The organism is Aurantiacibacter rhizosphaerae, from assembly GCF_009807005.1.
Lineage (GTDB): Bacteria > Pseudomonadota > Alphaproteobacteria > Sphingomonadales > Sphingomonadaceae > Alteraurantiacibacter > Alteraurantiacibacter rhizosphaerae.
The window spans coordinates 82588-106851 of sequence record NZ_WUBR01000003.1 but is presented as its reverse complement, the minus strand read 5'-3'; the positions used below and the strand labels follow the sequence as shown (position 1 = coordinate 106851).

25 protein-coding genes are annotated in these 24264 nt (G+C 61.7%); 12 read left to right on the top strand and 13 right to left on the bottom strand.

The genetic code is table 11. The features are described 5' to 3' along the window. Positions 1 to 21: 21 nt before the first annotated feature. On the bottom strand, positions 22 to 444 hold the full coding sequence (locus GRF63_RS12865; protein WP_237392487.1) for a hypothetical protein: 423 nt from the start codon (positions 442 to 444) through the stop codon (positions 22 to 24). A gap of 259 nt (positions 445 to 703) precedes the next feature. On the opposite strand from GRF63_RS12865, the gene lptB reads away from it, so the two are divergent. From lptB to GRF63_RS12830, 7 genes are all read left to right on the top strand, one after another. After that, complete coding sequence (gene lptB, locus GRF63_RS12860) at positions 704 to 1468, top strand: LPS export ABC transporter ATP-binding protein (protein ID WP_160486879.1); 765 nt, start codon at positions 704 to 706, stop codon at positions 1466 to 1468. Positions 1469 to 1500: 32 nt separating this feature from the next. Then, on the top strand, positions 1501 to 2958 hold the full coding sequence (gene rpoN / locus GRF63_RS12855) for an RNA polymerase factor sigma-54 (RefSeq protein WP_160486461.1): 1458 nt from the start codon (positions 1501 to 1503) through the stop codon (positions 2956 to 2958). 175 nt (positions 2959 to 3133) lie between these two features. Beyond that, a complete protein-coding gene (locus tag GRF63_RS12850) occupies positions 3134 to 3346 on the top strand; it encodes a hypothetical protein (protein ID WP_160486460.1) in 213 nt (70 codons plus the stop codon). Between the two features lie 244 nt (positions 3347 to 3590). Beyond that, positions 3591 to 5057, top strand: a complete 1467-nt coding sequence (locus tag GRF63_RS12845; protein ID WP_202131746.1) for a glycosyltransferase family 2 protein — start codon at positions 3591 to 3593, stop codon at positions 5055 to 5057. Beyond that, entirely contained in the window at positions 5054 to 5989 is a 936-nt protein-coding gene (locus GRF63_RS16570; RefSeq protein WP_237392486.1) for a hypothetical protein, read from the top strand. The genes GRF63_RS12845 and GRF63_RS16570 overlap by 4 nt, the downstream gene beginning before the upstream one ends. Positions 5990 to 6307: 318 nt before the next feature. After that, positions 6308 to 7009: a response regulator transcription factor CtrA gene (ctrA, locus tag GRF63_RS12835; protein WP_160486459.1), complete on the top strand. Its 702-nt coding sequence runs from the start codon at positions 6308 to 6310 to the stop codon at positions 7007 to 7009. A 134-nt stretch (positions 7010 to 7143) separates the two neighbouring features. Further along, positions 7144 to 8247 (top strand): S41 family peptidase, encoded by a 1104-nt coding sequence (locus GRF63_RS12830; RefSeq protein ID WP_160486458.1) that lies wholly within the window; start codon positions 7144 to 7146, stop codon positions 8245 to 8247. A 16-nt stretch (positions 8248 to 8263) separates the two neighbouring features. Here the strand turns inward: GRF63_RS12830 and GRF63_RS12825 are convergent, their stop codons facing one another. Further along, complete coding sequence (locus GRF63_RS12825; RefSeq protein ID WP_160486457.1) at positions 8264 to 9475, bottom strand: mechanosensitive ion channel family protein; 1212 nt, start codon at positions 9473 to 9475, stop codon at positions 8264 to 8266. Positions 9476 to 9575: 100 nt separating this feature from the next. Here GRF63_RS12825 and trmB point away from each other — a divergent pair, with 100 nt between their 5' ends. Continuing rightward, entirely contained in the window at positions 9576 to 10277 is a 702-nt protein-coding gene (gene trmB, locus GRF63_RS12820; protein WP_160486456.1) for a tRNA (guanine(46)-N(7))-methyltransferase TrmB, read from the top strand. Between the two features lie 56 nt (positions 10278 to 10333). On the opposite strand, the gene GRF63_RS12815 is transcribed toward trmB, so the two are convergent. Next, complete coding sequence (locus GRF63_RS12815) at positions 10334 to 10936, bottom strand: outer membrane protein (RefSeq protein WP_160486455.1); 603 nt, start codon at positions 10934 to 10936, stop codon at positions 10334 to 10336. 189 nt (positions 10937 to 11125) lie between these two features. Then, a complete protein-coding gene (locus GRF63_RS12810; protein WP_160486454.1) occupies positions 11126 to 13390 on the bottom strand; it encodes an NADP-dependent malic enzyme in 2265 nt (754 codons plus the stop codon). 115 nt (positions 13391 to 13505) lie between these two features. On the opposite strand from GRF63_RS12810, the gene mutS reads away from it, so the two are divergent. Next, entirely contained in the window at positions 13506 to 16115 is a 2610-nt protein-coding gene (gene mutS / locus GRF63_RS12805) for a DNA mismatch repair protein MutS (RefSeq protein WP_160486453.1), read from the top strand. Here the strand turns inward: mutS and GRF63_RS12800 are convergent, their stop codons facing one another. From GRF63_RS12800 to gluQRS, 4 genes are read right to left on the bottom strand one after another with little or no spacing between them, the layout of a single operon-like run. After that, positions 16116 to 16460, bottom strand: coding sequence for a hypothetical protein (locus tag GRF63_RS12800; RefSeq protein ID WP_160486452.1), 345 nt, complete (start codon positions 16458 to 16460; stop codon positions 16116 to 16118). It abuts the gene before it with no gap. A 52-nt stretch (positions 16461 to 16512) separates the two neighbouring features. Next, complete coding sequence (locus tag GRF63_RS12795; RefSeq protein ID WP_160486451.1) at positions 16513 to 17094, bottom strand: cob(I)yrinic acid a,c-diamide adenosyltransferase; 582 nt, start codon at positions 17092 to 17094, stop codon at positions 16513 to 16515. Between the two features lies 1 nt (position 17095). Then, complete coding sequence (locus GRF63_RS12790; RefSeq protein ID WP_160486450.1) at positions 17096 to 17323, bottom strand: HIG1 domain-containing protein; 228 nt, start codon at positions 17321 to 17323, stop codon at positions 17096 to 17098. Further along, positions 17320 to 18177 carry a tRNA glutamyl-Q(34) synthetase GluQRS gene (gene gluQRS / locus GRF63_RS12785; protein WP_160486449.1) on the bottom strand — a complete coding sequence of 286 codons (858 nt, stop codon included), beginning with the start codon at positions 18175 to 18177 and terminating at the stop codon, positions 17320 to 17322. The genes GRF63_RS12790 and gluQRS overlap by 4 nt, the downstream gene beginning before the upstream one ends. A gap of 121 nt (positions 18178 to 18298) precedes the next feature. Between gluQRS and GRF63_RS12780 the strand changes: the two genes are divergently transcribed. From GRF63_RS12780 to GRF63_RS12770, 3 genes are all read left to right on the top strand, one after another. Then, positions 18299 to 18907 carry an HNH endonuclease gene (locus GRF63_RS12780; protein ID WP_160486448.1) on the top strand — a complete coding sequence of 203 codons (609 nt, stop codon included), beginning with the start codon at positions 18299 to 18301 and terminating at the stop codon, positions 18905 to 18907. A 54-nt stretch (positions 18908 to 18961) separates the two neighbouring features. Next, positions 18962 to 19174 (top strand): hypothetical protein, encoded by a 213-nt coding sequence (locus tag GRF63_RS12775; RefSeq protein ID WP_160486447.1) that lies wholly within the window; start codon positions 18962 to 18964, stop codon positions 19172 to 19174. 120 nt (positions 19175 to 19294) lie between these two features. Further along, entirely contained in the window at positions 19295 to 19702 is a 408-nt protein-coding gene (locus GRF63_RS12770) for a GNAT family N-acetyltransferase (protein WP_160486446.1), read from the top strand. A gap of 75 nt (positions 19703 to 19777) precedes the next feature. On the opposite strand, the gene kynU is transcribed toward GRF63_RS12770, so the two are convergent. From kynU to GRF63_RS12745, 5 genes are read right to left on the bottom strand one after another with little or no spacing between them, the layout of a single operon-like run. Continuing rightward, positions 19778 to 21004, bottom strand: coding sequence for a kynureninase (gene kynU, locus GRF63_RS12765; protein WP_160486445.1), 1227 nt, complete (start codon positions 21002 to 21004; stop codon positions 19778 to 19780). Next, positions 21001 to 21795 (bottom strand): tryptophan 2,3-dioxygenase, encoded by a 795-nt coding sequence (locus tag GRF63_RS12760; RefSeq protein ID WP_160486444.1) that lies wholly within the window; start codon positions 21793 to 21795, stop codon positions 21001 to 21003. Before GRF63_RS12760 ends, kynU begins: the two co-directional genes overlap by 4 nt. A gap of 35 nt (positions 21796 to 21830) precedes the next feature. Then, positions 21831 to 22259 carry a DUF4112 domain-containing protein gene (locus tag GRF63_RS12755; protein WP_419865963.1) on the bottom strand — a complete coding sequence of 143 codons (429 nt, stop codon included), beginning with the start codon at positions 22257 to 22259 and terminating at the stop codon, positions 21831 to 21833. A gap of 19 nt (positions 22260 to 22278) precedes the next feature. Further along, the gene (locus GRF63_RS12750; RefSeq protein ID WP_160486443.1) at positions 22279 to 23760 is read right to left on the bottom strand and encodes an ABC transporter substrate-binding protein; all 1482 of its coding nucleotides are present in this window, start codon (positions 23758 to 23760) and stop codon (positions 22279 to 22281) included. Between the two features lie 53 nt (positions 23761 to 23813). Beyond that, the gene (locus tag GRF63_RS12745; RefSeq protein ID WP_160486442.1) at positions 23814 to 24173 is read right to left on the bottom strand and encodes a PilZ domain-containing protein; all 360 of its coding nucleotides are present in this window, start codon (positions 24171 to 24173) and stop codon (positions 23814 to 23816) included. Positions 24174 to 24264: the final 91 nt, after the last annotated feature.

Below are 24264 nucleotides of genomic sequence, written 5' to 3'. Positions count from 1 at the left end.
AGCGCTTCAGATCAGGATTTTTCAGAAAAGAGAGGCAACGGCCATGAAGCCGAAGGTCAGCGCGGCGGGCAGGCCAATCGCCGTCAGCCACAACAGGGTAACCTCGCGCCGGAAAGCAGGGGCCAGCGCCGGGTCGCTTGCTTCTGCGTCGGAAAGCTCTCTCCAGCGCATTTCGAACCAGCGGGCCGCCGGAATGATGGCAGCCACCAGCACCACCAGCGCCATATAGGGCAGCAATGATCCGCTGCCGGTTTTCAGCTCTTTCATGGTGAGGAAGATATGCAGGCCGGTGTAGGCCAGCAGGCCATAGGCCACGTGGTTGCTGATCTTGCGACGCCAGTCGAGCTTGTACCCAGCGTGTGCGTGCATGCCTTCATTCGATGCATGACGTGCCACTGTGCGCGCTACTGTGCGTGCGTGCGACCGGTCGAGTGCCTTGTTCATCAGGCCTTCCCCTCTCTTTAACCCGACTCAGAGGTATTTCACTTATATGGCAATCTGGCAAGGCCGCTGACGATGCGCCGATCGCGATGTGTCATATCATGCCAGGGTGCCCGCGTGCAGGTGTGAAACAATGCTCCCATGCACGAATCTTGCCAAACAGGCCTCAAAGCCCCTTCAAAGCGAAGGCAATCATGCTAGATGGCACAGCATGAGCGCGCTTAACGATGAATTTCTGGATGAAGAGGCACTGGCGGAAGCGATGGCCGAAGCGCCATCGAACGCCGCGCCCGACCTGCCCGAATCGGGCGGGCTTGAGGTGATTTCCATCGCCAAGAGCTATGACAAGCGGGCGGTTCTTTCCGATATCTCGCTGACCGTGGCGAAGGGCGAAGTGCTGGGCCTGCTGGGGCCGAACGGCGCAGGCAAGACCACCTGTTTCTATTCCATCATGGGGCTGGTGAAACCCGATAGCGGCCGCATCATGATGGATGGCGTGGATGTTACCAAGCTGCCGATGTATCGCCGCGCGATTCTGGGGCTTGGGTATCTGCCACAGGAAACCAGCATCTTTCGCGGCATGACGGTGGAACAGAACATCCGCTGCGTGCTGGAAATGGTGGAGCCGGACAAGGCGACGCGAGAAGCCGAGCTGGAACGGCTGCTGGACGAATTCAACATCACCCGCCTGCGCGACAGTGCCGCCATGGCATTGTCCGGCGGTGAACGGCGCCGCTGCGAAATTGCCCGCGCGCTGGCGGCAAAACCTTCAATCATGCTGCTGGACGAACCCTTCGCCGGGATCGATCCGCTGTCCATCAGCGATATCCGCGATCTTGTGAAAGACCTGAAGCGGCGCGGCATCGGCGTGCTGATCACCGATCACAACGTGCGCGAAACACTGGATATCGTGGACCGGGCCTGCATCATCTACGGCGGTCAGGTGCTGTTCGCGGGCAGCCCGCAAGAACTGGTGGCGGATGAGAACGTGCGCCGCCTTTACCTTGGCGAAGGCTTTGAATTGTAATGCCAGTCCGGCAATGACTTTGGGGGTCTGATATGGCTCTGGGGCCAAGGCTAGACCTCAGGCAATCGCAATCGCTGGTGATGACGCCGCAGTTGCAGCAGGCGATCAAGCTGCTGGCGCTGTCGAACCTTGAGATAGAGACTTTCATCGGCGATGCGTTGGAAAGCAATCCGCTGCTGGAAGCGGGTGAAGTGCGCGCGGAGGATCGCGATGTCGCGCCCGAAAGTGAAGAGCCGCAGATCGCCGATTCCACCGCCAGCGACGGGAACGAGGCGCTGGATATCGATGCCGGCGCGCTGGATATGGATCGCGACACAGGCGACTGGTCTGCCGAACATGCAGGCGGCAGTGCGGAGGCGCCTGATTTCGAAAACCGCAGCAGCGAGGAGCTGTCGCTGGCCGATCACCTTGATGCGCAGGTTGGCCCGGCATCGCCCGATGCACGCACCCAGTTCATCGCCCGCCACATCATCGGCCTGCTGGACGAGGCGGGATATCTTTCCGCCGACCTGCGCGACATTGCCACCAACCTGGATGTACCGCTGGCCCGCGTGGAAGCCGCGCTGGAGGTGGTGCAATCGCTGGACCCCACCGGCGTTGGCGCGCGATCCCTGTCCGAATGCCTGACGCTGCAGGCGAAGGAGGCGGACCGCTTCGATCCGTGCATGGAAGTGCTGATCAACAACCTCGAGCTGATCGCCAAGGGCTCCTTCGCGCATCTCAGGCGCATCTGTAACGTGGATGACGAGGATTTCGCTGACATGCTGTCCGAGTTGCGGGAATATGACCCCAAGCCGGGCCTGAAATTCGGCGGTTCTCCCAGTAGCGCGGTAGTGCCCGATGTCCTGCTGAAAGCGGCACGCGATGCGCAAGGGAATGAAGGCTGGGACATCCAGCTGAACGAGGCGACCCTGCCGCGGCTGGTGGTGAACCGCAGCTATTACGTGGAGCTGCGCGCTGGCTGCACCGGCAAGGAGGCGAAAGGCTGGCTGAGCGAGAAGCTGGCCGATGCCAACTGGCTGATAAAGGCGCTGGATCAGCGGCAGAAAACCATCCTGAAAACCGCGGCGGAGATCGTGAAGCAGCAGGATGGCTTCTTTCGCCGCGGCGTATCCGAGCTGCGCCCGCTGACGTTGAAGACCGTGGCAGAGGCGATCGAGATGCATGAAAGCACCGTGTCACGCGTCACCAGCAACAAGTTCCTCCACTGCGAACGCGGCACCTTTGAACTCAAATACTTCTTTACCAGCGGAGTTGGCGGCGGTTCGGACGGCGAAGGCGCCAGTGCCGAGGCGGTGAAGGCGCGTATAAAGGCGCTGACCGATGCAGAAGACCCGAAGAAGATCCTGTCGGACGACAAGCTGGTGGAATTGCTGAAGGACGAAGGGTTCGACCTAGCACGGCGCACCGTTGCGAAATACCGGGAAGCTATCGGGATCGGATCATCAGTGCAGCGACGGCGGGCGAAAAAGCTGGCTGCGATGGGCTGATCGCTAGGCCTGCGGATAGGGCATGCGCAGGGCGGATATGCGCCACGCAGACCCGTGCAGCCCCATGCCGCCCTATGCAGACCCAAGCAGACCGGGGGGGGCGACACCCGCATCACTACGTAATTTTCGCAATTGTTGGCAAACCTTTTGCCATTTAGTGCGTTAGGCAGCCGATATGGCTGAACCCGAATGGAAACTGGATAAGAGTGCAGATGCTGCAGGATCTTATCGATTCGCAAATACCAACCCAAGGATGGTGTTCGCGCTGGCGCTGTGCGTAGCCCTTGCGACGATCATTTGCGTGTATCTTGCCTTCACTTTGATAAGCGCAGGCATAGAGGCGGGGTTGATCCCGGAACCGCTCGCCGTGAAGGGGCTGGTCGAATAATCGCCATCTTGTTCGGCGTTATTCTCCAGTCAAATTTCAACTCACATCAATGAAATGGCGATGTAAGCCTTCGTGGCGAAGATGCCGACTGTTAACAGCACGTCACCAAAACGTTCGTATAGCGGGGCTGTCATGATCGGGTCTCCGTGGGGGTGGAGCATGAATGGGCGCCCCACCTTGCGAATTACCTTCGATCTTTCGTTACCGACCTGTTTAGCATGGTCGGTCTAGGACTTATCCAAGCATGGATTACACGCAACGAGATGCGGCTTCGCCAGCAACCGGCCCGGTAACTGATCCCGCGCCTGAACCTGTCTCTGCCTCTGGCTCCGATATCTATTACAGCCAGCCTGAACGCCGCGCGTTCGGATTGCGCCGCGATACCGGGTACTGGCGCGGGCGCGCCCGGCGCAGGAATACGATTTTCGCCACATCCTGCCTTATTGCCACGGCATGGGCCTTTTTCAGCGTATGGCTGTCGCTGCCGTGGCTGAGCGATCTTTCGCAATTGTCGCACCCGGTCGTTGCGCTGACCGTGCTGACATTCATCGCCTATGTTCCGGGCTTCATGAACGCCTTCCTGCTGTCCACGCTGGCGCTCAGGCCATCGGCATTGAAGGAAAATCCCGAACACTGGCCGGCGATCTCCATCCTGGTGGCCGCCTATCAGGAGGAAGCGCTGATCGCGAATACGCTGGAGAACCTGGCCGCGCTGGATTACGCGGGCCTGGTGGAAGTGATCGTGATCGACGATGGTTCGAAGGACGATACACTTGCAAGGGCGCAGGCCTGCCAGTCGCTGTTCGCCGGTCATCCCCGGTTCTCGCTGCATGTGGAGCGTATGGCGCGCAACAGCGGCAAGGCGCAGGCCCTCAATCACGGGCTGACGCTTGCCACCTATGATCTGATCGTCACGATCGATGCCGATACGCTGCTGGAGCCCGGCAGCCTCAGTTCCATCGTGGCGCATCTGTATGCCAGCCCGCCGCAGACGGCCGCGATTGCCGGGGCCATCCTGTTGGCGAACCCGATGGAAAGTTGGTCCACCCGCGCGCAGCAGTGGGACTATTTCCACGGCATTTCCGCGGTCAAGCGGATGCAGGGCAACTTCAATGGCACGCTGGTGGCACAGGGCGCATTCTCGCTCTATCGCCGCGATGCACTGGAACAGGCGGGCGGCTGGCCCGATACCGTTGGTGAGGATATCGTGCTGACCTGGTCGCTGCTGCGGCGCGGCTATATCGTGCGCCATGCGGAGGACGCGGTGGCATGGACCCACGCGCCCGAAAGCTGGGGCGCACTATCCCGGCAAAGAAAACGCTGGGCGCGCGGCATGATAGAGGCGCTGGCCATCCACAAGAGCCTGCTGTTCAAGCCTCGCCTCTCCACCATGTTTATCTACTGGAACCTGATGTTCATCAGCATTGATCTGGCATTCACGCTTGCCTTTATTCCGGGCCTGCTGCTGGCCGCCTTCGGCATCTTCTGGCTTGCCGGGCCGGTTACCCTGCTGGTGCTGCCGCTGGCGGGGCTATGGAACATCGTGATCTTCCGCATCCAGACGCGGATGCTGAGGCGCAACGACATCGAGATGAAGAAAAGCTTCGCAGGCTTCCTGCTGTTCGCCTTCATCTATCCCTTCATCATGCAACCCGTTTCCGTCTGGGGATATGCCTCGGAACTGTTCGGACGAAAGAAAGAGTGGCAGTGAATTACTTACCGAAATCAGCAAGCCTGATCGGCCTTCTCACGCTGGCCGCGCCCGCCATGGCGCAGGACGGTGCCGATGCCGGTTCCGCAATCCGTCCTGCCATCGGTACTGAGGTGTTCGTATCCAGCGACAGCGACGATACCAGCGTGCTGCGCGTTGCCGGCGATTTTGACCTGCGCAACGATCCTGACGGCAGCCGCCTTGGCGTGCGCGTGGAAAAGGCGTGGTACGATCCGCTGGGCCGGGGCACGGTGGAGCGTGAACGCGTGTTCCTGCAAATGGCGGACCGCGGCGGCAATGTGGAATGGTCCGCGCGCGTTGGCACGGATGGCGACACGATCATCGGTGCAGCCTCCATCAACGACACTTCGAAGTTCCGCAAGGAAGCCTTCATCGAGCGGGACATCGTGGAAACGCCGCGCGGGCTTGATGAAGGCATTTACACCACCTTCATCGGCGCGGCGGTCGATCTGCCGGCTGACGAGAACAACATTTTCACCGTGCTGGGCGGCGTGCAGGAGTTTACCGGCGACAATGTTCGCCTGCATCTGCGCGGAAACTATGTCCACGTGGTGGATAGCGATCTTGGCATCAGCGCACAGCTGCGCACGCGCTATTTTCACAGCACGGTGCCGGGCGAATTCGATTACTTCTCACCAGAGGATTACGGACAGATCCTGCCCGTCGTGCAGGTCAGGCGCTTTGTGGATGGCTGGCAGCTGCTTGCGGCAGGCGGCATCGGCGCGCAGCGCAGCACCGGCACGGATTGGCAGCAATCCAACTTCGCGCAGCTTCGCGTCGTCAGCCCTCCGGATAGCAATCTGACGATTTCGGGAGAGGCCATCTATTCGCAGACGCCCGGCAATAATGCGGTTGTCGGCTCCGGCTATGATTACGTCCAGGCTCTCGTCTCGCTCACCCTGCGCCTGTAATCGCCCGGCAAACAGCATTGGTGAACATCGGCCGCCGCCCGCGATCTTAACGGCTGGCGGCCAACCCCTTAACGGCGGGCCGCGCGCCGCCGCGCCTTGCCAGATGCGGCGCTATTCTATCCGTAAAACGGGCGGCTTACGGCTGGAAAAATGACCCTGAAAAGCCGCTCAAGGCACTGTAACCAAAAGGGCGCACCCACAAAGTCTTAACAGCTGAAACTCTTTGTTAACCTTTTTTGGTGAGAAGTTGCGTGGTTAATAACAGGCAACACCTCCTGGCCGGAGGTCACCTGCGGGGACATGAAGGGGTTTGACACAATGCGCGTTCTGTTGATCGAAGACGAGCCGACAACGGCAAAGGCAATCGAGCTGATGCTCACCACCGAAGGCTTCAATGTCTATTCGACGGACCTTGGCGAGGAAGGCCTCGATCTGGGCAAGCTGTATGATTACGATATCATCCTGCTGGACCTGAACCTGCCGGATATGCACGGGTATGACGTGCTGAAGAAGCTGCGCGTTGCCAAGGTACAGACCCCGGTCCTTATCCTTTCCGGCATTGCCGAGATGGATAGCAAGATCCGCTCCTTCGGCTTTGGCGCCGATGATTACGTGACCAAGCCTTTCCACCGGGACGAGCTGGTTGCCCGCATTCACGCCGTTGTGCGCCGTTCTAAGGGCCACAGCCAGTCGATCATCCGCACCGGCAAGCTGGCCGTGAACCTGGATGCCAAGACCGTGGAAGTCGACGGTGCCCGCGTTCACCTGACGGGCAAGGAATACGCGATGCTGGAACTGCTCAGCCTGCGCAAGGGCACCACGCTGACCAAGGAAATGTTCCTGAACCACCTTTATGGCGGCATGGACGAGCCGGAACTGAAGATCATCGACGTGTTCATCTGCAAGCTGCGCAAGAAGCTTTCCAGCGCATGCGGCGGTGAGAACTACATCGAAACGGTGTGGGGCCGCGGCTACGTGCTGCGCGATCCCGATGCTGCCGAGGAAACCGAGGCAGCCTGACGCTTGCCACGAAACTGACGAACAACTCTTGGACGAGAGTATCGAGGCCCCGGAAGCATTGCGTTTCCGGGGCCTTGTCTTGTCCGCTGCAAAATTGTTTTCAAGATTTTCAAAAGCGGGCGCATAAAAGGGGGATGAAAACGATTCACTGGCACATCAGGGCCTTGCTCGCCGCCCTGGCAATCCTGCTGACGCCCGTTGCCGCCATGGCGCAGACAACTGCCTATGATGATGACATCGATTTCGTCCTCGATGTGCTGCGCACCGATTACGCAGGTTGGGAAACGAAGACGGCGGACGGTAAAGAGGCTGAATTTGAAAGCGCGGTGGCCATTGCCCGCCAGCGCATTGCCGAAAATCCCGAAGCGCGCATGTGGGCGCTGGCCGCCATCCTCGACTGGTTCGAGGATGACCATATCAGCATACGGAGCAATATCGTCTCGCCGCCCAATCCTTGGGCTGATGAAGGTGACGACAGCGCTTCTCGCAATTTCACGCCTTCACCGGGTAACGAATTTGCCTTTCGCCGCCTGTCGCCCGACACGGTGCTTCTGCGCGTGCCAACATTCCACATAGAGTATCTGGAAGAGTTCGAGGATTTACTGGAAGAGCATCACGAAACGATCACCTCGACGCCGAACCTGCTGATTGACCTGCGTGGCAACAATGGCGGATCGGACAGTATGTATCAGCGGCTGATGAGCTACCTCTATACGCGCCCCATCTATCAGATCGGCGTGGAACTGCGCGATACACCGCGCAATCTTGCATCGCTGCAGGCCAATATCGACGAAGGCGAATATCCTCCGGAAGTGCACGATTTCGTGCAGAACGTGCTGGACCGTGCAGCGGCGTCAGACAGTGATTTCGTGCCTTTGGCCGAAGGCGGCTTCCAGATCGTAACCTATCCGCAGATCTATGAATTTCCACGGCGTGTTGGCATATTGGCCGAGGGCGCGGGATCATCGGGAGACCAGTTCGCCATCGATGCCCGCGCCAGTTACAAGGTAAGCCTGCTGGGCGGACCGACGGCGGGCGTGATCGATTATTCCAACGTCCTGACAGCACCCGCGCCATCGGGCGATTTCGAACTTGCGTGGCCGATGACACGATCCATGCGCCTGCCGGAAGAACCGTTCGACAATGTGGGCGTTCAGCCCGATGTGCCCTTCCCCGAAGGCGGTGTCGCGGACGAGATAGCCTGGGCGCAAGCCTGGCTGGAGAGACAGGCCGACTGACCGGTCGCAGCGCGGCTCAGACGGATTTGAGACCCTGCAGGTCCAGCCCGCTCGGTTCCTGAAACAGGCGCAGGCCGAATTCTGGCAGTATGGCAATCAGGTGGTCGAACACATCGGCCTGGATCCGCTCGAACTCGTTCCAGTCGGTGGTGTCGGCAAAGCAATAGATTTCCAGCGGCAGCCCCTGCGGCGTGGGGTCCAGCTGACGCACCAGCAGGGTGAAGCCTGCACCCTTCAATTCCGAATGGGCTCGCAGATAGGCGATCACATAGGCGCGGAAGGTGCCGATATTGGTGATCCGCCGGGCGTTCACGGGATTGCTGTTTCCAGCCAGCTCCCGCGCGTTCCATTCGGCCAGCTCCTTGTCCTTATCCACCAGGTAATCGGAAAGCAGGCGAAAACGGCTGATCTCCTCCACCTCCTCCTGCGTCATGAAGCGGACGGAGTTCTGGTCCAGCGGCAGGGCGCGCTTGATGCGGCGTCCGCCTGCATCCTGCATGCCGCGCCAGTTCTTGTAGCTGTCACCGATCAGCCGATAGGTGGGAATGGTGGTGATCGTCTTGTCGAAATTCTGCACCTTCACCGTGTGCAGGGCGATATCGATCACGTCGCCATCGGCATTCATGGATGGCATCTCGATCCAGTCGCCCACGCGCAGCATATCGTTGCTGGACAATTGCACGGATGCCACCAGCGAGAGGATCGTGTCCTTGAACACCAGCAGCAGCACGGCCGCCATTGCGCCAAGACCCGATAGCAGCAGCAGCGGCGACTGTTCGATCAGCGCGGCAATCGCCAGTATGGCAGCGGCGCAATAGACAACGATCTTCAGGACCTGGACATAGCCCTTGATCGGCTTGTTCTTCGCCTGCGGCTGCCGCTCATACAGCTCGTTGACGTAATCCAGCCCCTTGCTGATCGCCATCGCCACGCTCAGCACCACGCTGGCCATCGCGATATTGTGCACGAAAGTGCGCACGAAGGGATAGAGATAGGGGACCAGGTCGATGCCGTTGGCAATGATCAGCAGCGGCGCCACCGTGGCCAGCCGCGCGGCGGCCCGGTCTGCCGTCAGCGTGCGCGTATCGAGAAAGGGCGCGGCCAGCCGCAGCAGCACCTTTTTCAGCAGGAAGTTCACCGCCAGCGCCACCAGCGCAAGGGCGACAAGCCCGATGGCCGATTGCGCCCACACCGGTTGCGCGTCGAAAAGATTGAGTGCCTGATCCATGTCCTCGCGCGCCTAGCCGAGAGCGATGGCGCTGCTCAACCCCCAGCGCTTTCACATGCCATCTGGACAAGACCCGCCTGCCCCCTCTAGCGAGCGCGACATGACAGCCCACAAGGACGGCGATCCCACTACGCTCAAACGGCTATATGGCCGATCCATCGGCAAGCCGCTGCGCGCGCAGCAGCAGGATCTGGTCGACAGCTTCCTGCCCAAGATTTCCGTGCCCGATGAAGGCCCGGTTACGGCGCAGCGCCTGTTTGGCGAGGATTGCCCGCTGCATTTCGAGATCGGCTTCGGCGGCGGAGAGCACCTGGCCTACCGCGCGGACCTGCTGCCCAATCACGGCTTCATCGGTGCAGAACCCTTTATCAACGGCGTGGCGCAGGCGCTGACGCATATCCGCGATGGCAAGCTGGCGAATGTCCGCCTGCACGCTGGAGACGCGCTGGAAGTGCTGGGCCGCGTGCCCGATGGCGCGCTGACCATGGCCTATCTGCTGCATCCCGATCCGTGGCCAAAAGCGCGCCATGCCAAGCGGCGGATGATGAACGATGGCCCGGTGCAAATGATCGCGGACAAGCTGAAACCCGGCGGCGAATTCCGCTTTGGCACCGATCACCCGATCTATGTGCGCCACGCGCTGATGGTGATGCGCCGGTTTACCGATGTGTTCGAATGGGTGGCAGACGGGCCGGACGCCTTCCGCAATCGCCCGTCGGGCTGGTCTGAAACCCGCTATGAGAACAAGGCCCGCACGAAGATGGGGCACGAAGTCTGGTACTTCCGCTACCGCCGTAAATAGGGCGGGCAGGTAATGCGGGGCCGCCATCTGCACAGCGGCCCCTCGTTGTACGAAGTTTAGAAGCGAAGGCCGACGCCTGCGACAACCTGATCGGTGGTGGCATCGCCAAAGTCCGCATCGCCAACATCGTTATATTGCGATCGGCGGTATTCGACGCGCGCTTCCAGCGGGCCGGGTAGCTGGATCTGCAAACCGCCGCCAAAGCGGATGCCATCGGCGTTCTCTTCCAGCTCCGTCAGCGATCCTGAGGAGGTGAAGGCGCGCGTATCCAGCGCGGTATAGCCTACCTTGCCATAGGCGGCGATGCCGGGGGTCAAGGCCACACCGGCGCGCGCGCCGACGTAATATTGCCCATCGGTATCCAGCCCATCGCGAGCGCCGGCAAAATTGCTGGGAAATTCGGTGGAACCGCCGCTTTTGGAGATTTCACCCTCCACGCCGACAAAGGCATTGCCCAGCGAAAGATCATATCCGGCCGTCACACCATAGACGGCGGAATCGCCATCTGCGGTAACGACGCCGTCATCCGAATCAACGCTCAGCCCCTCGTATCCGCCGATAACACCAACATAGAGGCCGCCTGGCCCTGCATCCTGCGCCATGGCAGGCGTTGCCGCCATGCCGATGATGATTGCGATAGCTGCGGTTGTCTTTTTCATAATCTGTCCTTTCGTGCGGGTTACATGCACAAACCGCCAATTCGGCCCCGCCGCTTGCTGCGAAATGAACCGGATGCAGGCAGGCCATGGCGATGGGACAGGCCGCTCCGCCCGTCCCGTGGAACGATAGCGAAGCGGTATAATATTCTGAAAAGATGGCCCGGAATTAAGGCCTTGCCCGGCCCTTCCTTATCCAAGGATCCCGGCGCTTGCCAGCACGGCCAGTGTCAGAATATCGGGCGCGATGGACGTCATCGGGGCGATCTGCACCGGCTTTTCCGAACCGATCATCATCGGCCCGATCACTGCATCGCCAGACAATTCGCGCAGCAGCTTGGCAGAGAGATTGGCGCTCTGCAGACCTGGCAGGATCAGCACGTTTGCAGGGCCTGAAAGGCGGCTGAAGGGATACAGCTCCATCACCTTGGCATTCAGCGCGGCGTCCGGCGCCATCTCGCCCTCATATTCGAAATTCACGCTTTCATCGGCATCCAGAATGGCAACCGCATCGCGAATATTGCCAAGCCACTGGCCCGATGGATTGCCGAATGTGGAATAGGAGAGGAAGGCGACGCGCGGTTCGTGGCCCATGCGCGTGGCAACGGCAGCGGTTTCCTTGGCGATATGCGCCAGCTGCTCGGCAGTTGGCCGCTCGTTGATGGTGGTATCTGCCAGGAAGGTGGTGTGGTTCTTGCCCAGCACCATGTGAATGCCGAACGGCGTTGCGCCTTCCTTGGAATCGAGAACCTTGCCGATATCGCGCGCAGACTGGCTGAACGGGCGGGTAAGGCCGGTGATCATGCCGTCACCCTTGCCCAGCGCCACCAGCAGGGCGGCAAAGACATTGCGTTCCTGGTTCACCATGCGGCGCACGTCACGTTCCGTGTAGCCGCGCCGTTGCAGCCGCTTGTAGAGGTACTCCACCATCGGCTCTATCTCGGCGTAATTGGCCGAATTGGCGATTTCATAGCTTTCAGGATCGTCCACCTGCAGCTCTCGCAGCTTTTCCAGAACCCGTTCGGTACGGCCCACGAGAATGGGCGTGCCATAGCCGAAATCGCGGAACTGGATTGCGGCCCGCAGCGCCACGTCCTCTTCCGCCTCGGCAAACACCATGCGCTTCGGATTGGCCTTGGCATCCTCATACACCCGCGTCAGCGCGGATGTGGTGGGGTTCAGGCGGCTGCGCAGGCGCAGCGTGTATTCGTCGAAATCCTTGATCGGATCCTGCGCCACGCCGGAATCCATCGCCGCCTTTGCCACGGCGCAGGAAACCCGTTCCATCAGGCGCGAATCGAAGGGTGCGGGGATGATGTATTCCCGCCCGAACTGCTGGTTCATGCCATATGCCGCGGCCACCTCTTCCGGCACGCGCTCTCTCGCCAGTTCGGCGATGGCGCGGGCTGCGGCGACCTTCATCTCTTCATTGATCGTGGTTGCGCGCACATCCAGCGCACCGCGGAAGATGAAGGGGAAGCCCAGCACGTTGTTCACCTGGTTGGGAAAATCGCTGCGCCCGGTGGCGATGATGGCATCGGGGCGCACGGCCTTTGCCTCGTCCGGCATGATTTCGGGCGTGGGATTGGCCATGGCAAAGATGATCGGGCTGTCCGCCATCTTCTTCACCCATTCAGGCTTCAGCGCGCCAGCGGCTGACAGGCCGAGGAAGATATCCGCGCCATCCAGCGCCTCTTCCAGGCTGCGCGCGTCCGTCTCCACGGCATGGGCGCTCTTCCACTGGTCCACGCCATCACGGCCGGGATAGATCGGGCCAGAACGGTCACACACGATCACGTTTTCATGCGGCACGCCAACCGATTTGATCAGCGCGGTGCAGGCCAGCGCGGATGCGCCTGCCCCGTTCACCACCATCCTGCAATCCTTCAGATCGCGGCCCGTCAGATAGGCGGCATTGATCAGGCCAGCCGCCGCGATAATGGCGGTGCCGTGCTGATCATCATGCATGATCGGGATATTCATCCGCTCACGCAGGGCTTGCTCGATGATGAAGCATTCCGGCGCCTTGATATCCTCAAGATTGATGCCGCCGAACGATGGCTCCATCAGGGCGACGGCTTCGATGAATTTCTCGGGGTCTTCGGTGTCCAGCTCGATATCGATGGAATCAACGTCGGCAAAGCGTTTGAACAGCACGGCCTTGCCTTCCATCACCGGCTTGGATGCCAGCGCGCCCAGATTGCCCAGGCCAAGGATGGCGGTGCCGTTGGAGATCACGGCAACCAGATTGGCGCGTGCGGTATATCGCGCAGCCAGCGAAGGATCACGGGCGATTTCTTCCACGGGAACGGCGACGCCGGGCGAATATGCCAGGCTAAGATCGCGCTGGGTCGTCATCGGCTTGGACGCGATGATCTCTATCTTACCTGGCCGGATAGTCTCGTGATAAAACAGTGCCTCGCGCGCCGTGAAGCTGTTGTTTTTTTCGTCTGCCAAGCTGAATCTCCCGTGTTGAGTGGGGCCATAGAGCCCTATTCGCCGCTGCGATAGGGGAAAGCGGGACATCGCCCCTTCCCGAATCGGCGTGCTGCCATGTATTCGCGCAGGCGCAATGTCCGGCTCTCCCACCCCTATGATGGCGCAATATTCCAACCTCAAGACCGAGGCGGGAGATTGCCTGCTTTTTTATCGCATGGGCGACTTTTTCGAGCTGTTCTTCGAGGACGCGAAGATCGCCGCCGGCGTGCTGGACATCGCGCTCACCACGCGCGGCGAACATGCAGGAGAGCCGGTGCCGATGTGCGGCGTGCCCGTGCATGCGGCGGAAAACTACCTCGCCCGGCTGATCCGCGCAGGATGCCGCGTGGCCATCGCCGAGCAGGTGGAAACCCCGGAGGAGGCAAAGGCACGTGCCAAGCGTGAGGGCACGCCATCGTCAAAGGCATTGGTGAAGCGTGACATCGTGCGCTTCGTGACGGCGGGCACGCTGACGGAAGAGGCGCTGCTGGAACCGCGCCGCGCCAATATGCTGGCCGCCGTGTGCGACCTGCGCGGCACATGCGGCGTTGCGGCCTGCGATATCTCTACAGGCGCGATGCAGCTGGAGGAATGCGAACCGCAGCGCCTGCCCGCCGTATTGGCGCGCATCGGCGCGAGCGAGATCGTGGTGCCGGAAGGTTGGAACGACATGCCAGTAGACGCCGTGGTTCGTCCGCGCGGGGACTTCAGCAGCGACAGGGGCGAGGCGCAGCTGAAAAAGGTGCACGGCGTGGCCACGCTGGATGGCTTCGCGCAATTCAGCCGCGCGATGCTGGCGGCAGCGGGCGGCCTCGTCGCCTATCTGGAACACGCCGGGCGCGGCGACCTGCCGCTGCTGCTGCCGCCCACCCTGCGCGCCAGCGGCGGGCACATGGCCATGGACGAGGCGACGCGCGCCAGCCTGGAAATCCTCGCCAGCCAGCAGGGTGGGCGAAGCGGCAGCCTGATTGCCGCGATAGACCGCTGCGTGACAGGCGCCGGCGCGCGGCAATTGGCCGAAGACCTGTCCGCCCCGCTGGCCGAACGGGCGCAGATCGAGGCGCGGCTGGCGCTGGTGGACTATATGCTGGGCGATCCGCTGCTGCGCGGCGATCTGCGCACCATATTGCGCAGCCTTCCCGATATTGGCCGGGCGCTTGGCCGATTGGTGGCAGGGCGCGGCAGCCCGCGTGATCTTGGCCAGATCCGCGATGGCCTTGGCGAGGCGCGCCGCCTGCACGAATTGCTGAAAGCGAAGGGAGAGCGGCCTGCCCTGCTCGACCAATTACTGCCCAGCCTTGCGGGGCACGGCGAACTGACGGATTTGCTGTCCCGCGCGCTGGTCCCCGCCCCGCCGACGGAGCGGCAATCGGGCGGCTATATCGCGCAAGGATATGACGCCGCGCTGGATGAACTGCGCGAAGTCAGCGGCAGCGCGCGGCGCGCCATCGCGGCGATGGAGGCGCGCTATCGCAGCGAAACCGACACGCCATCGCTGAAGATCAAGCACAACGGCGTGCTCGGCTATTTCATTGAAGTGCCCAGCAAGCATGCCGACAAGCTGATGGATGCCGACAGCGGCTTCACCCATCGCCAGACCATGGCGAATGCGGTGCGCTTCAACTCCCTCACCCTGCACGAGGAAGCGAGCCGCATTGCCGAGGCAGGCGGCCACGCGCTGGCAGCCGAGGAATCGCATTTCGAGGAACTGGTGGACCGCATCGCTGCCCGGCGCGAGGCGATTGCCGCCACCGCTGCGGCGCTGGCGCGGCTGGACGTGGCGGCGGGGCAGGCGGAGCGAGCCTCCGACGGCGAATGGTGCCGCCCGAGGGTTTCGGAAGAGCCCATGCTGGCAATCGAGGCCGGGCGCCATCCGGTGGTGGAAGCAGCGCTGGCGGCGAATGGGGAGCGGTTTGTGGCGAACGACTGCTCGCTGTCGGAAAAAGACCGGCTGTGGCTGGTCGGCGGGCCGAACATGGGCGGCAAATCCACCTTCCTGCGCCAGAACGCGCTGATCGTGCTGATGGCGCAGGCGGGCGGCTTTGTGCCTGCCCGCTCTGCCCATATCGGCCTTGTGGACCAGTTGTTCAGCCGGGTGGGCGCGTCGGACAATCTGGCCCGTGGCCGCTCCACCTTCATGGTGGAAATGGTGGAAACCGCCGCCATCCTGTCCCAAGCGAGCGAGCGCAGCTTCGTGATACTGGACGAGGTGGGGCGCGGCACCAGCACCTATGATGGCCTCGCGCTGGCATGGGCCGTGGCGGAGGCGATTCACGAAACCAATCGGTCCCGCTGCCTGTTCGCCACCCATTATCACGAGATGGCACGTTTGGCCGATAGCTGCGACGCGTTGTCGCTGCATCACGTGCGCGCCAAAGAATGGAAGGGCGATCTGGTGCTGCTGCACGAGTTATCCGAAGGCGCGGCAGATCGCTCCTACGGCTTAGCCGTGGCCAAGCTGGCAGGCGTACCTGCCCCGGTGGTGAAGCGTGCGCGCAGCGTGCTGGACAAGCTTGAAAAAGGTCGCGCCGAGACCGGCGGGATTGCCGCTGGCCTCGGCGAATTGCCCCTGTTTGCCGCCGCCATGGAGGCGGAGGAAGAAGAGTGCGATACCCTGCGCGAGAAGCTGGAGGGCGTTGATGTAGACGCCCTGTCCCCGCGTGAGGCGCTTGACCTGCTTTACGAGCTCAAGCGCGAAATCTGATCAGCTGTTGTCGGACGGCATATGGCCCTTGCCATATTTGCCGGTGTTATCGTCGTGGTTCGGCTCACCATCATAGGCGTGCATGTCGATACGGCCGGAGCTTTCCATGTCGCGCATCTTGTCCACCGTGTCCTGCGTGGAATCGCCCATCAGGTCAGACTTGGTGGGGCTCTTGGTGCTTTCCGTGGGAGAGCGGGTGCTGCCCGTGGTCTGCTGAGCCTCTTCGGCGACTTCCTGCGCCTGCATGCGGTGATCGTCCTGCTCGTCATTATGCGTTTCCGGCGCGAGGTCGGCCATGCGCTGTTCTTGCGATTCAGGATCGGATTTCTTGGTGGTGTCGGTCATGTGAATTTCTCCTTTGCCCTATCAACGGGCGGCAAAGGCGGCTTGTTCCACGCTATCGATTGGCGCCGGGCACCCACTTCACATCGGCGCGGCCTTCGTCATTGGCAATACGCGCGGCGACGAACAGCCAGTCGGACAGGCGATTGATGTAGGCGAGTGCGGCGGGGTTAACCGGCTCCGCCTCTGCCAGCGCCGTCATACAACGTTCTGCGCGGCGTGTGACGGTGCGCGCATGGTGCAGGCGCGCGGCAAGTTCCGTGCCGCCGGGCAGCACGAAGCTGGTCAGCGGCTCCAGCCTGTCATTCAAAGCATCGATGCGGGCCTCCACATGGCTCGCCTGCGAGGGCACCATGCGCAAAACCATTTCAGACGGTTCGAAATCCTCTCCGCCAACTTCGCCCAGCGGCGTTGCCAGATCGGCGCCCAGATCGAACAGGTCGTTCTGAAAGCGAACGAGATCGGCCTTCAGATCACCATCCGCCTCCACCGCGGCAAAGCCGAGAGAGGAGTTCGCCTCGTCAACATCGCCCACCGCCTGCATGCGCAAGGCATGTTTTGCCAGGCGTGATCCGTCCACCAGCCCGGTGGTGCCATCGTCTCCTGTGCGGGTGTAGATCTTGTTGAGCTTTACCACCTCAGCTGTTCACCATCAGCAGCACGGCCACCACCACGATGGCCAACGCCTGATACTTGATGCGGTTGAACATCGCCTTGTTCTGCACTTCCATCAGGCGTTTCGAATTTTCGCCGCCGCTTTCCAGGTCCACCTTGGTGGTTTGTAGAAAAGCCACGATGCCGCGCACCAGCGAGACGACGACCAGAATGGCGAAAATGGCGATGAGGATGACGAGAAATGTGTTCATGATGCACCATGTGGGTAGCGTGACAGCGTAATGCCACACGGGATTTGGCCCATGCGCAGACGATCGGCAAGCGCAGTGCCATCTTCCCCGGCGATACGCAATTCAGACAGGCCCAGCCTGCCCTCCCCCGAATTGCGGCTTTTCGCCAGCTTTCGGCCATCGTCGTCCAGCAACAGCTGGTGATGGTGCCAGCGCGGCACGGGCAGGTTCAGCAATTGCTGCAACACGCGGTGAATGTGGCTGGCGAAGAACAGGTCCATCCCCCGCGTAACCAGTGAAACACCGTCCGCCGCATCATCCAGCGTGGCGGCAAGGTGATAGCTGGCGGGCGCATCCTTGCGCACCAGCACCACGTCCCCGAATTCACGCGGATCGGCGATGACGGCGCCCGCGTCTGCATCCTCCCACACGATTTCCCCCGCTCGCGCCATCGCGGCTTCCATGTCCAGCCGCATGGCCGACGGGCGCGATGGATCGAAACGCTCTCCCCTGCAGGTGCCGGGATACACCAGCCCTTCCGCCCCCATGCGCGGCTCAAGCGCCTGAATCTCCGCCCGGGTGCAGGTACAGCGGTACAGCAGTCCTTCTTCCATCAGCCGCCGCGCTGCTGCCTCATAGCTGTCCAGCCGGGTGGATTGCGCGGGCACTTCCTCCCATTCCAGCCCCAGCCATTCCAGATCACGGCGGAAATTATCGGCCAATTCGGGGCGTGATCGTGCGCCGTCGATATCCTCTATCCGCAGCAGAAAACGCCCGCCCGCATCGCGTGCCAGATCATGCGCCACAATCGCGGAATAGGCATGGCCAAGGTGCAGCGGGCCGTTGGGACTGGGTGCGAAGCGGGTAACGATCATGCGTGGTGCGACTCGAAAATTGGCTTTGGCCTTGTGAATATCACTGTGGATAGCCTGTCTGTAACAGGCTTGACGCTTTGGCGTGCAAATGCATTCTTGGTTTTATCAGGGAGGACACACCGTGTTCAAAGCCGAACTGATTGAACGGGCCGCGAATTTCCGGAGCGCGGCGGAGGACCCGACCCGGACGCTGGATAGCTGCCCGGCGCTTGTGCTCAATGCCGATTACACGCCGCTGTCCTACTATCCGCTCAGCCTGTGGCCGTGGCAAACCGCGATCAAGGCGGTGTTCCTTGAGCGGGTGGATATCGTGGCGAGTTACGATCGCGCCGTGCATTCCCAATCGCTGGATATGCAGGTGCCATCCGTGATCGCGCTGCGCCAATATGTGAAAACCAGCGAATTTCCCGCCTTCACACGCTTCAACCTGTTCCTGCGCGATCGCTTTGCCTGCCAGTATTGCGGCAATCAGCAGCACCTTACCTACGATCACGTCATCCCGCGCCGACAGGGCGGGAAAACCACGTGGGAAAATATTGCCACCGCATGCGCGCCCTGCAACATGAAAAAGGGCGGTCGCACGCCAAGAGAGGCGGGCATGCAATTGCGGGTCAAGCCGATCCGCCCAACCACATGGCAGTTGCAGCAGCACGGAAAGGCGTTTCCGCCCAACTATCTGCACGAAACATGGCGGGACTGGCTGTATTGGGATATCGAGCTGGAGGAATAGCGCGCCCTCTCACTTAACCGTTTTGCAACCCCGGCCAGCTATCGTGCGCTAGCTATGTCTGCTGATGAAACCCACACTTTCGACGAGGGCGAACGCAAACCTCTTGGCGCAATGCAACGGGCGTGGTGCGTGCTGATGTTCGTCGTCATGCTGTCGAGCGCGGCTGTCTTCGGCGTATTCATCAACGACATGCTGCATCCGGAGAACGCTCCGGTCGTTCGCATGGAACTGGCCGCGCTAACCCCGCAGCCCGGGTTCGACCTCTGATCAATCGTTAGTTGATAGGGTCTGGCGGGGGCCAGGCGGCGTGGACAAGGCCGCTGCCCATATCTATTGCATTTTCTTCATCAGGTAACGGCAAAACAAGCTGAGTGGACAGGTCACGATATGGAGTTTCGATATAAGCGCGAAACCGTAACCGCCGCGCAGTTTGCGGACTTGTTGCACAAATCCGGACTTGCCCAGCGAAGACCCGTAAGCGATTTTCCCCGGCTTCAACGTATGCTCGACAATGCCAATCTGATTGTCACTGCAAGGCTGGCCGAGACCGGGCAACTGGTTGGAATTGCGCGTTCGATCACCGATTGGTCCTATGCCACCTATCTTTCAGACCTGGCTGTGGACGCGGCGTTCAAAGGGCGCGGTATCGGGAGGCGGTTGATCGAGGAGACTCGCACACTGGTTGGCGAAGAAGCGATGTTGCTTCTGATATCCGCACCAGACGCTGTTGGCTTCTATCAGAAAATTGGCATGCCGGTTTCGGACCGAGCGTTTCTTTATCCTCAAACGCGCTGAGAACAGCTTTCACTCCGAAATTCACGGCATTGTCCGATCGCAACACAGGGCGGATTTGAAGGGCTTGCTACCGCCTTAGGTTACCGGCGCCCGCTCCGCATATTCAGCCTTCTGCCATTCCCCGCTCTCCAGAATATCGCGCAATTCGCTGACCGCACGCCAGCAATCGGCAAAGCGGACATAGGCGGGTGCAAAACCCAGCCGCAGGATATCGGGCGCGCGGAAATCGCCGATCACCTTGCGCGCGATCAGGGCCTGGCACAGCTCATAGGCATGATCATGCCGGAAGGAGAGCTGGCTGCCCCGGCGCTCCGGCTCATCGGGTGAAATGCACGGCAGTTCAGGCAAAGCCTGCGCCATCGCCGCGCGCGTGAATTCGGAAAGCTGGCGCGATTTTTTCACCAGCGCATCAATGCCGATGCCGGTCATCAGGTCCACGCCCACTTCCAGCGCGCTCATCGAAAGGATCGGCGGCGTGCCGCACAGCAATTGGTCAACGCCGGGGGCGGGTCGGTAATCGTCAGAGAATTCAAACGGCTTTGCGTGGCCCATCCAGCCGCTCAGCGGTTGCTGCAAGCCATCGTGATGCCGCTGCGCCACGAAGGCAAAGCCGGGCGCGCCGGGGCCGCCGTTCAGATATTTGTAGCCGCAGCCCACGGCAAAATCCGCGCCCGCGCCGTTCAAATCCACGGGCACCGCGCCCACGCTGTGCGAAAGATCCCACAGCACCAGCGCGCCTGCATCATGCGCGGCTTTCGTCAGGCGCGCCATGTCGAACATCTCGCCAGACTTGTAATGCACATGGGTCAGCAACAGCAGCGCCACGTCATTATCCAGCGCGGCCTCGATCCCATCCCGCTCGGCCAGCCGCCGCTGCGCCAGGCCCTGCCCTTCCAGCCCATCGATCATGTAAAGGTCGGTTGGGAAATTGCCGGGTTCCGACAGCACCACCTTGCGGCCATCGCGCATCGAAAGCGCGGCGCTGATCAGCTTGAACAGGTTTACAGAGACGCTGTCGGCCACCACGATCTCGTTTTCGTGCGCGCCCACCAGCGGGGCGATCTTCGCGCCCACGCGTTGCGGCAGATCGATCCAGTTCGCGGTGTTCCAGCTCGAGATCAGGCCCTTGCCCCACTCTTCCTGCACCACGCCCTCTATCCGCGCGGGCGTGGCCCTGGGCAGTGCTCCCAGCGAATTGCCATCGAGATAGGCAAGGTCATCATCCAGCAGGAAATCGCCGCGATACCGCGCCAGCGGATCGGCCTTGTCGAGCCGCTCTGCCTCGGCTTTCCAGTCGGTCAAATCTGTGTCCTCACCGCCAGCAATTCGGGGAAGAACCCCAGTTTCAACACGCTTTCCAGATATGGCACGCCCGCCGTGCCGCCAGTGCCACGCTTGAAGCCGATCACGCGCTCCACCGTCTTCAGATGGCCGAAACGCCAGCGCTGGAAATGATATTCCAGATCCACCAGCTTTTCGGCCAGTTCATACAGATCCCAATATTGCTGCGGGTCGCGATACACCTGCGCCCACGCCGCCGTGATCGCCTCCACCGGCTCGTGCGGGCCTTCCAGATCGCGCTCTATCAGGGCATCGGGAATGTCGAAGCCGCGCCGCTGTAGCAGGCGCAAAACCTCGTCGTAAAGGCTGGGTCGGGCAAGCTCGGCCCGCAGCTTTGCGGCAACATCCGGCGTCGCCTCATGCATGGTCACCATATCGGGATTGCGGCCACCCAGAATGAACTCCATCAGCCGATATTGCGCCGATTGAAAGCCGCTGGAATTGCCCAGATGCGGGCGCACGAGGGAATAATCATGCGGCGTCATGGTGGCCAGCACATCCCAGCTGGCGATAAGTTGCCGCTGCGCCTGTGCCACGCGCGCCAGCATCTTGAACGCAGGGCCAAGCGTGTCGGCAATCACCTGCTCTCGCGCGGCTTCCAGCTCGTGCAGGCAAAGCTTCAGCCACAATTCGCTGGCCTGATGCACGATGATGAACAGGAACTCGTCATGCGCGTCTGACGCAGGGTGCTGCGCCGAAAGAATGCGATCCAGATCGAGATAGGAGGAATAGGTTACGTCGCTGTTGGCCATCACCCTGCCTTAGCGACACGAAGTCGCATTTGAAACTACTGCTCTATCACCCTTGAGCCGGGATGATGCTTGTCGAGATGCTTTTTCACGATGCGCAGGTTGCGAGTGTTGGAGCGGAACATGAAGTCGAACACGTCGCCCACGAACGGCACCGCGCCCACGGCACTGTCAAAGGCGACATTGCCAGCCATGCGCAGCAGCTTCCATTTCGGCAAGCCCAGATTGCGGGCTTCCCACACGATATAGGCGCCCATGCCCATGGCGATGATATCGCCCACCACCGGCACAAGTCCGATGATCGCGTCCAGGCCCACGGGGCGATTGATGCCCGGCACCACGAAGCTGCGCTCCAGCACCTTCTCCATCGCCTCTATCCGGCGGCGAATGGAGACCGGATCCTTGCCCACGGGCAGGTCCTGGCTCATCGCCATAGGGCGCGGTTTTTGCAGGTTTTCGGCCATCATTCTCAGCTCTCCTTCCTGCTTATCTGGGTATTTGCGCCAGCTCCGGCAAGGGATGGAAGGCGTAGGGGTTGGGCATGAACGCCTCCACCGTGCCGCGCACCAATGACCAGCGCAGCGGCGCGCCGAAAGGAATATAGACATTCGCCAGCGTCAGTTCCGCCTCGGCCTGCGCCAGCGTGCGGGCGCGCAGGGCGGGGTCCGTCTCCTCCAGCGCCTGCTCCACAAGGGCGTCGACATCTTCCTCGCACAGGCCCCTGTCGAGCGAGCAATTGAACTGGTTGAGGAACCACCGCGGTGCGGGATAGCGCGCCACGCGGTCCACCAGCACGAGATCCGCCGTGGATGCATCCTGCGCGCGCACCAGCCGCAGGCCGATGGTGGACAATTGCCGCGCCAGATCGCGATACAGCATGTCCCAGCCGGGCGCGCTGCCCATGGCGATGGTGATGGTGGCCGGTTGGGAGCGATCGCCCGTATCGAACTGTTCGCGCCACGCGGCGATCCGGGCCGCCGCTTCTGCTCGCAGGCCGTCCAGATCTTCCCCGTCCCAGCGTTCGCGGATCAGGCCGGGATCGCCCGGCAGACCCGGCGATACGGGCCGCGTGGTCGGTATCCAGCCACTGATGTTATACGGCGCCATCAGGGCCTGCCTGTCGATTGCCATCGCCAGCCCCTCGCGCACACCGGTGTTGGAAAGCAGGCCGTCATCCGCTCGCACCTGCAGCCCGAACAGGCCAAGGGTGGTGTCCAGCCGCAGCGTGCCGGAGGAAAGCGGGCCGGTTTCCACCAGCACCAGATCGCCCAGCGTGCCGCCCAGCACCGCCTCAGCCTCCCCGCTGGAGAACAGGGCGATCGATTCGCGCGCCGGTGCGATGTGCAGGCGGATCTCGCGCACATCGCGCTGCCATTCCTCATCATCCGGCAGGCCGCGTTCGAGCGGGGGCTTCAGTGCCAGCGCAAGGCTGTCCTCCTCGCGTTCCAGCACCATGGGGCCGGTTTCCCCGCCGGGCTGCCGCAACGCCATTTCAGGCTGGGCCAGCATTTGCAGCAAATAGGGCTCTGGCTTGGAAAGGCGCAGCTCGATCACGCGCCCGGCCATGGCGCGCACTTCCTCAATCGGCTCAAGATCAAGGCCCAGCGAAGTGCCCTCCAACCCCGCCAGTGCTTCCAGCAGGGCATCGCGGGCGCTGGCGGCGCTCATCGGGGTGCCATCTGGCCAGTTGCCTTCTCGCAGGCGAAAGATGAAGCTGCGCCCGTCATCCGTCACGATCCAGCGTTCTGCCAGGGCCGGCACGGTTTCGCCTTGAGGATTGAGCGTAACGAGACCCGATTGCGTGGCCGCGCGCACGTGCTGCGCGGAACTGTTCAGGCGCAGGCTGCTGGTCAGCACATCTTCAGGAGAGCCGATCAGCGCAACATCGATGGCGCCGTCGTCACTGGACCCGCAGGCCGCAAGGGCCAGGCACATGGCAGGCAAAACTATGGAGCGGCGCGCGATCATCGCCCATGCGAATAGGCCGCGCGCGCCATCGCTTCAACCGCGCTGACGCCGGATTACAATTTGCGCAGCACCTGCGGCTCTGACTGCGGGGCATGGGTGGTGGCGGAATATTGCGAAACCGTGCTGCCCGTCACGGGTGCACGGGCGCGCTTGGGATCGATTTCGTCGACAAAGGCAATGCCGAAACGGTTGTCCTGCTTCCAGGCGACGGTCCCCTCGATCCAGCCGATATTGCGCAGTTCCACCTCGACCAGAGCACCGCGGATAACCCGCACTTCGCCCTCTGCCATCATGCCGCCGGCAGAAAGATTGCGCACCTTCACGCGAAAAATCTCACTCTGCCCGTCGACACGCAATTGTGCCAACAGGAACAGGCTGTCGCGATCGACCTGGCGGGTATCGACGTTACTCATGCGTTGGCCCTCATCGGTGTTTTGCGATCCTGTCGTGCCCGGCCTGTTTTGCACGCCTGCCGGGTGGCGGTGGCAATCCGGGCTTGTGAAT

Bases quoted from the DNA above. Each gene is read 5' to 3' on its own strand.
- GRF63_RS12865 (WP_237392487.1), bottom strand. From the start codon at position 444: ATGAACAAGGCACTCGACCGGTCGCACGCACGCACAGTAGCGCGCACA.
- lptB (WP_160486879.1), top strand. From the start codon at position 704: ATGGCCGAAGCGCCATCGAACGCCGCGCCCGACCTGCCCGAATCGGGC.
- rpoN (WP_160486461.1), top strand. From the start codon at position 1,501: ATGGCTCTGGGGCCAAGGCTAGACCTCAGGCAATCGCAATCGCTGGTG.
- GRF63_RS12850 (WP_160486460.1), top strand. From the start codon at position 3,134: ATGGCTGAACCCGAATGGAAACTGGATAAGAGTGCAGATGCTGCAGGA.
- GRF63_RS12845 (WP_202131746.1), top strand. From the start codon at position 3,591: ATGGATTACACGCAACGAGATGCGGCTTCGCCAGCAACCGGCCCGGTA.
- ctrA (WP_160486459.1), top strand. From the start codon at position 6,308: ATGCGCGTTCTGTTGATCGAAGACGAGCCGACAACGGCAAAGGCAATC.
- GRF63_RS12830 (WP_160486458.1), top strand. From the start codon at position 7,144: ATGAAAACGATTCACTGGCACATCAGGGCCTTGCTCGCCGCCCTGGCA.
- GRF63_RS12825 (WP_160486457.1), bottom strand. From the start codon at position 9,475: ATGGATCAGGCACTCAATCTTTTCGACGCGCAACCGGTGTGGGCGCAA.
- trmB (WP_160486456.1), top strand. From the start codon at position 9,576: ATGACAGCCCACAAGGACGGCGATCCCACTACGCTCAAACGGCTATAT.
- GRF63_RS12815 (WP_160486455.1), bottom strand. From the start codon at position 10,936: ATGAAAAAGACAACCGCAGCTATCGCAATCATCATCGGCATGGCGGCA.
- mutS (WP_160486453.1), top strand. From the start codon at position 13,506: ATGTCCGGCTCTCCCACCCCTATGATGGCGCAATATTCCAACCTCAAG.
- GRF63_RS12800 (WP_160486452.1), bottom strand. From the start codon at position 16,460: ATGACCGACACCACCAAGAAATCCGATCCTGAATCGCAAGAACAGCGC.
- GRF63_RS12790 (WP_160486450.1), bottom strand. From the start codon at position 17,323: ATGAACACATTTCTCGTCATCCTCATCGCCATTTTCGCCATTCTGGTC.
- gluQRS (WP_160486449.1), bottom strand. From the start codon at position 18,177: ATGATCGTTACCCGCTTCGCACCCAGTCCCAACGGCCCGCTGCACCTT.
- GRF63_RS12775 (WP_160486447.1), top strand. From the start codon at position 18,962: ATGTCTGCTGATGAAACCCACACTTTCGACGAGGGCGAACGCAAACCT.
- GRF63_RS12770 (WP_160486446.1), top strand. From the start codon at position 19,295: ATGGAGTTTCGATATAAGCGCGAAACCGTAACCGCCGCGCAGTTTGCG.
- GRF63_RS12760 (WP_160486444.1), bottom strand. From the start codon at position 21,795: ATGGCCAACAGCGACGTAACCTATTCCTCCTATCTCGATCTGGATCGC.
- GRF63_RS12755 (WP_419865963.1), bottom strand. From the start codon at position 22,259: ATGATGGCCGAAAACCTGCAAAAACCGCGCCCTATGGCGATGAGCCAG.
- GRF63_RS12750 (WP_160486443.1), bottom strand. From the start codon at position 23,760: ATGATCGCGCGCCGCTCCATAGTTTTGCCTGCCATGTGCCTGGCCCTT.
- GRF63_RS12745 (WP_160486442.1), bottom strand. From the start codon at position 24,173: ATGAGTAACGTCGATACCCGCCAGGTCGATCGCGACAGCCTGTTCCTG.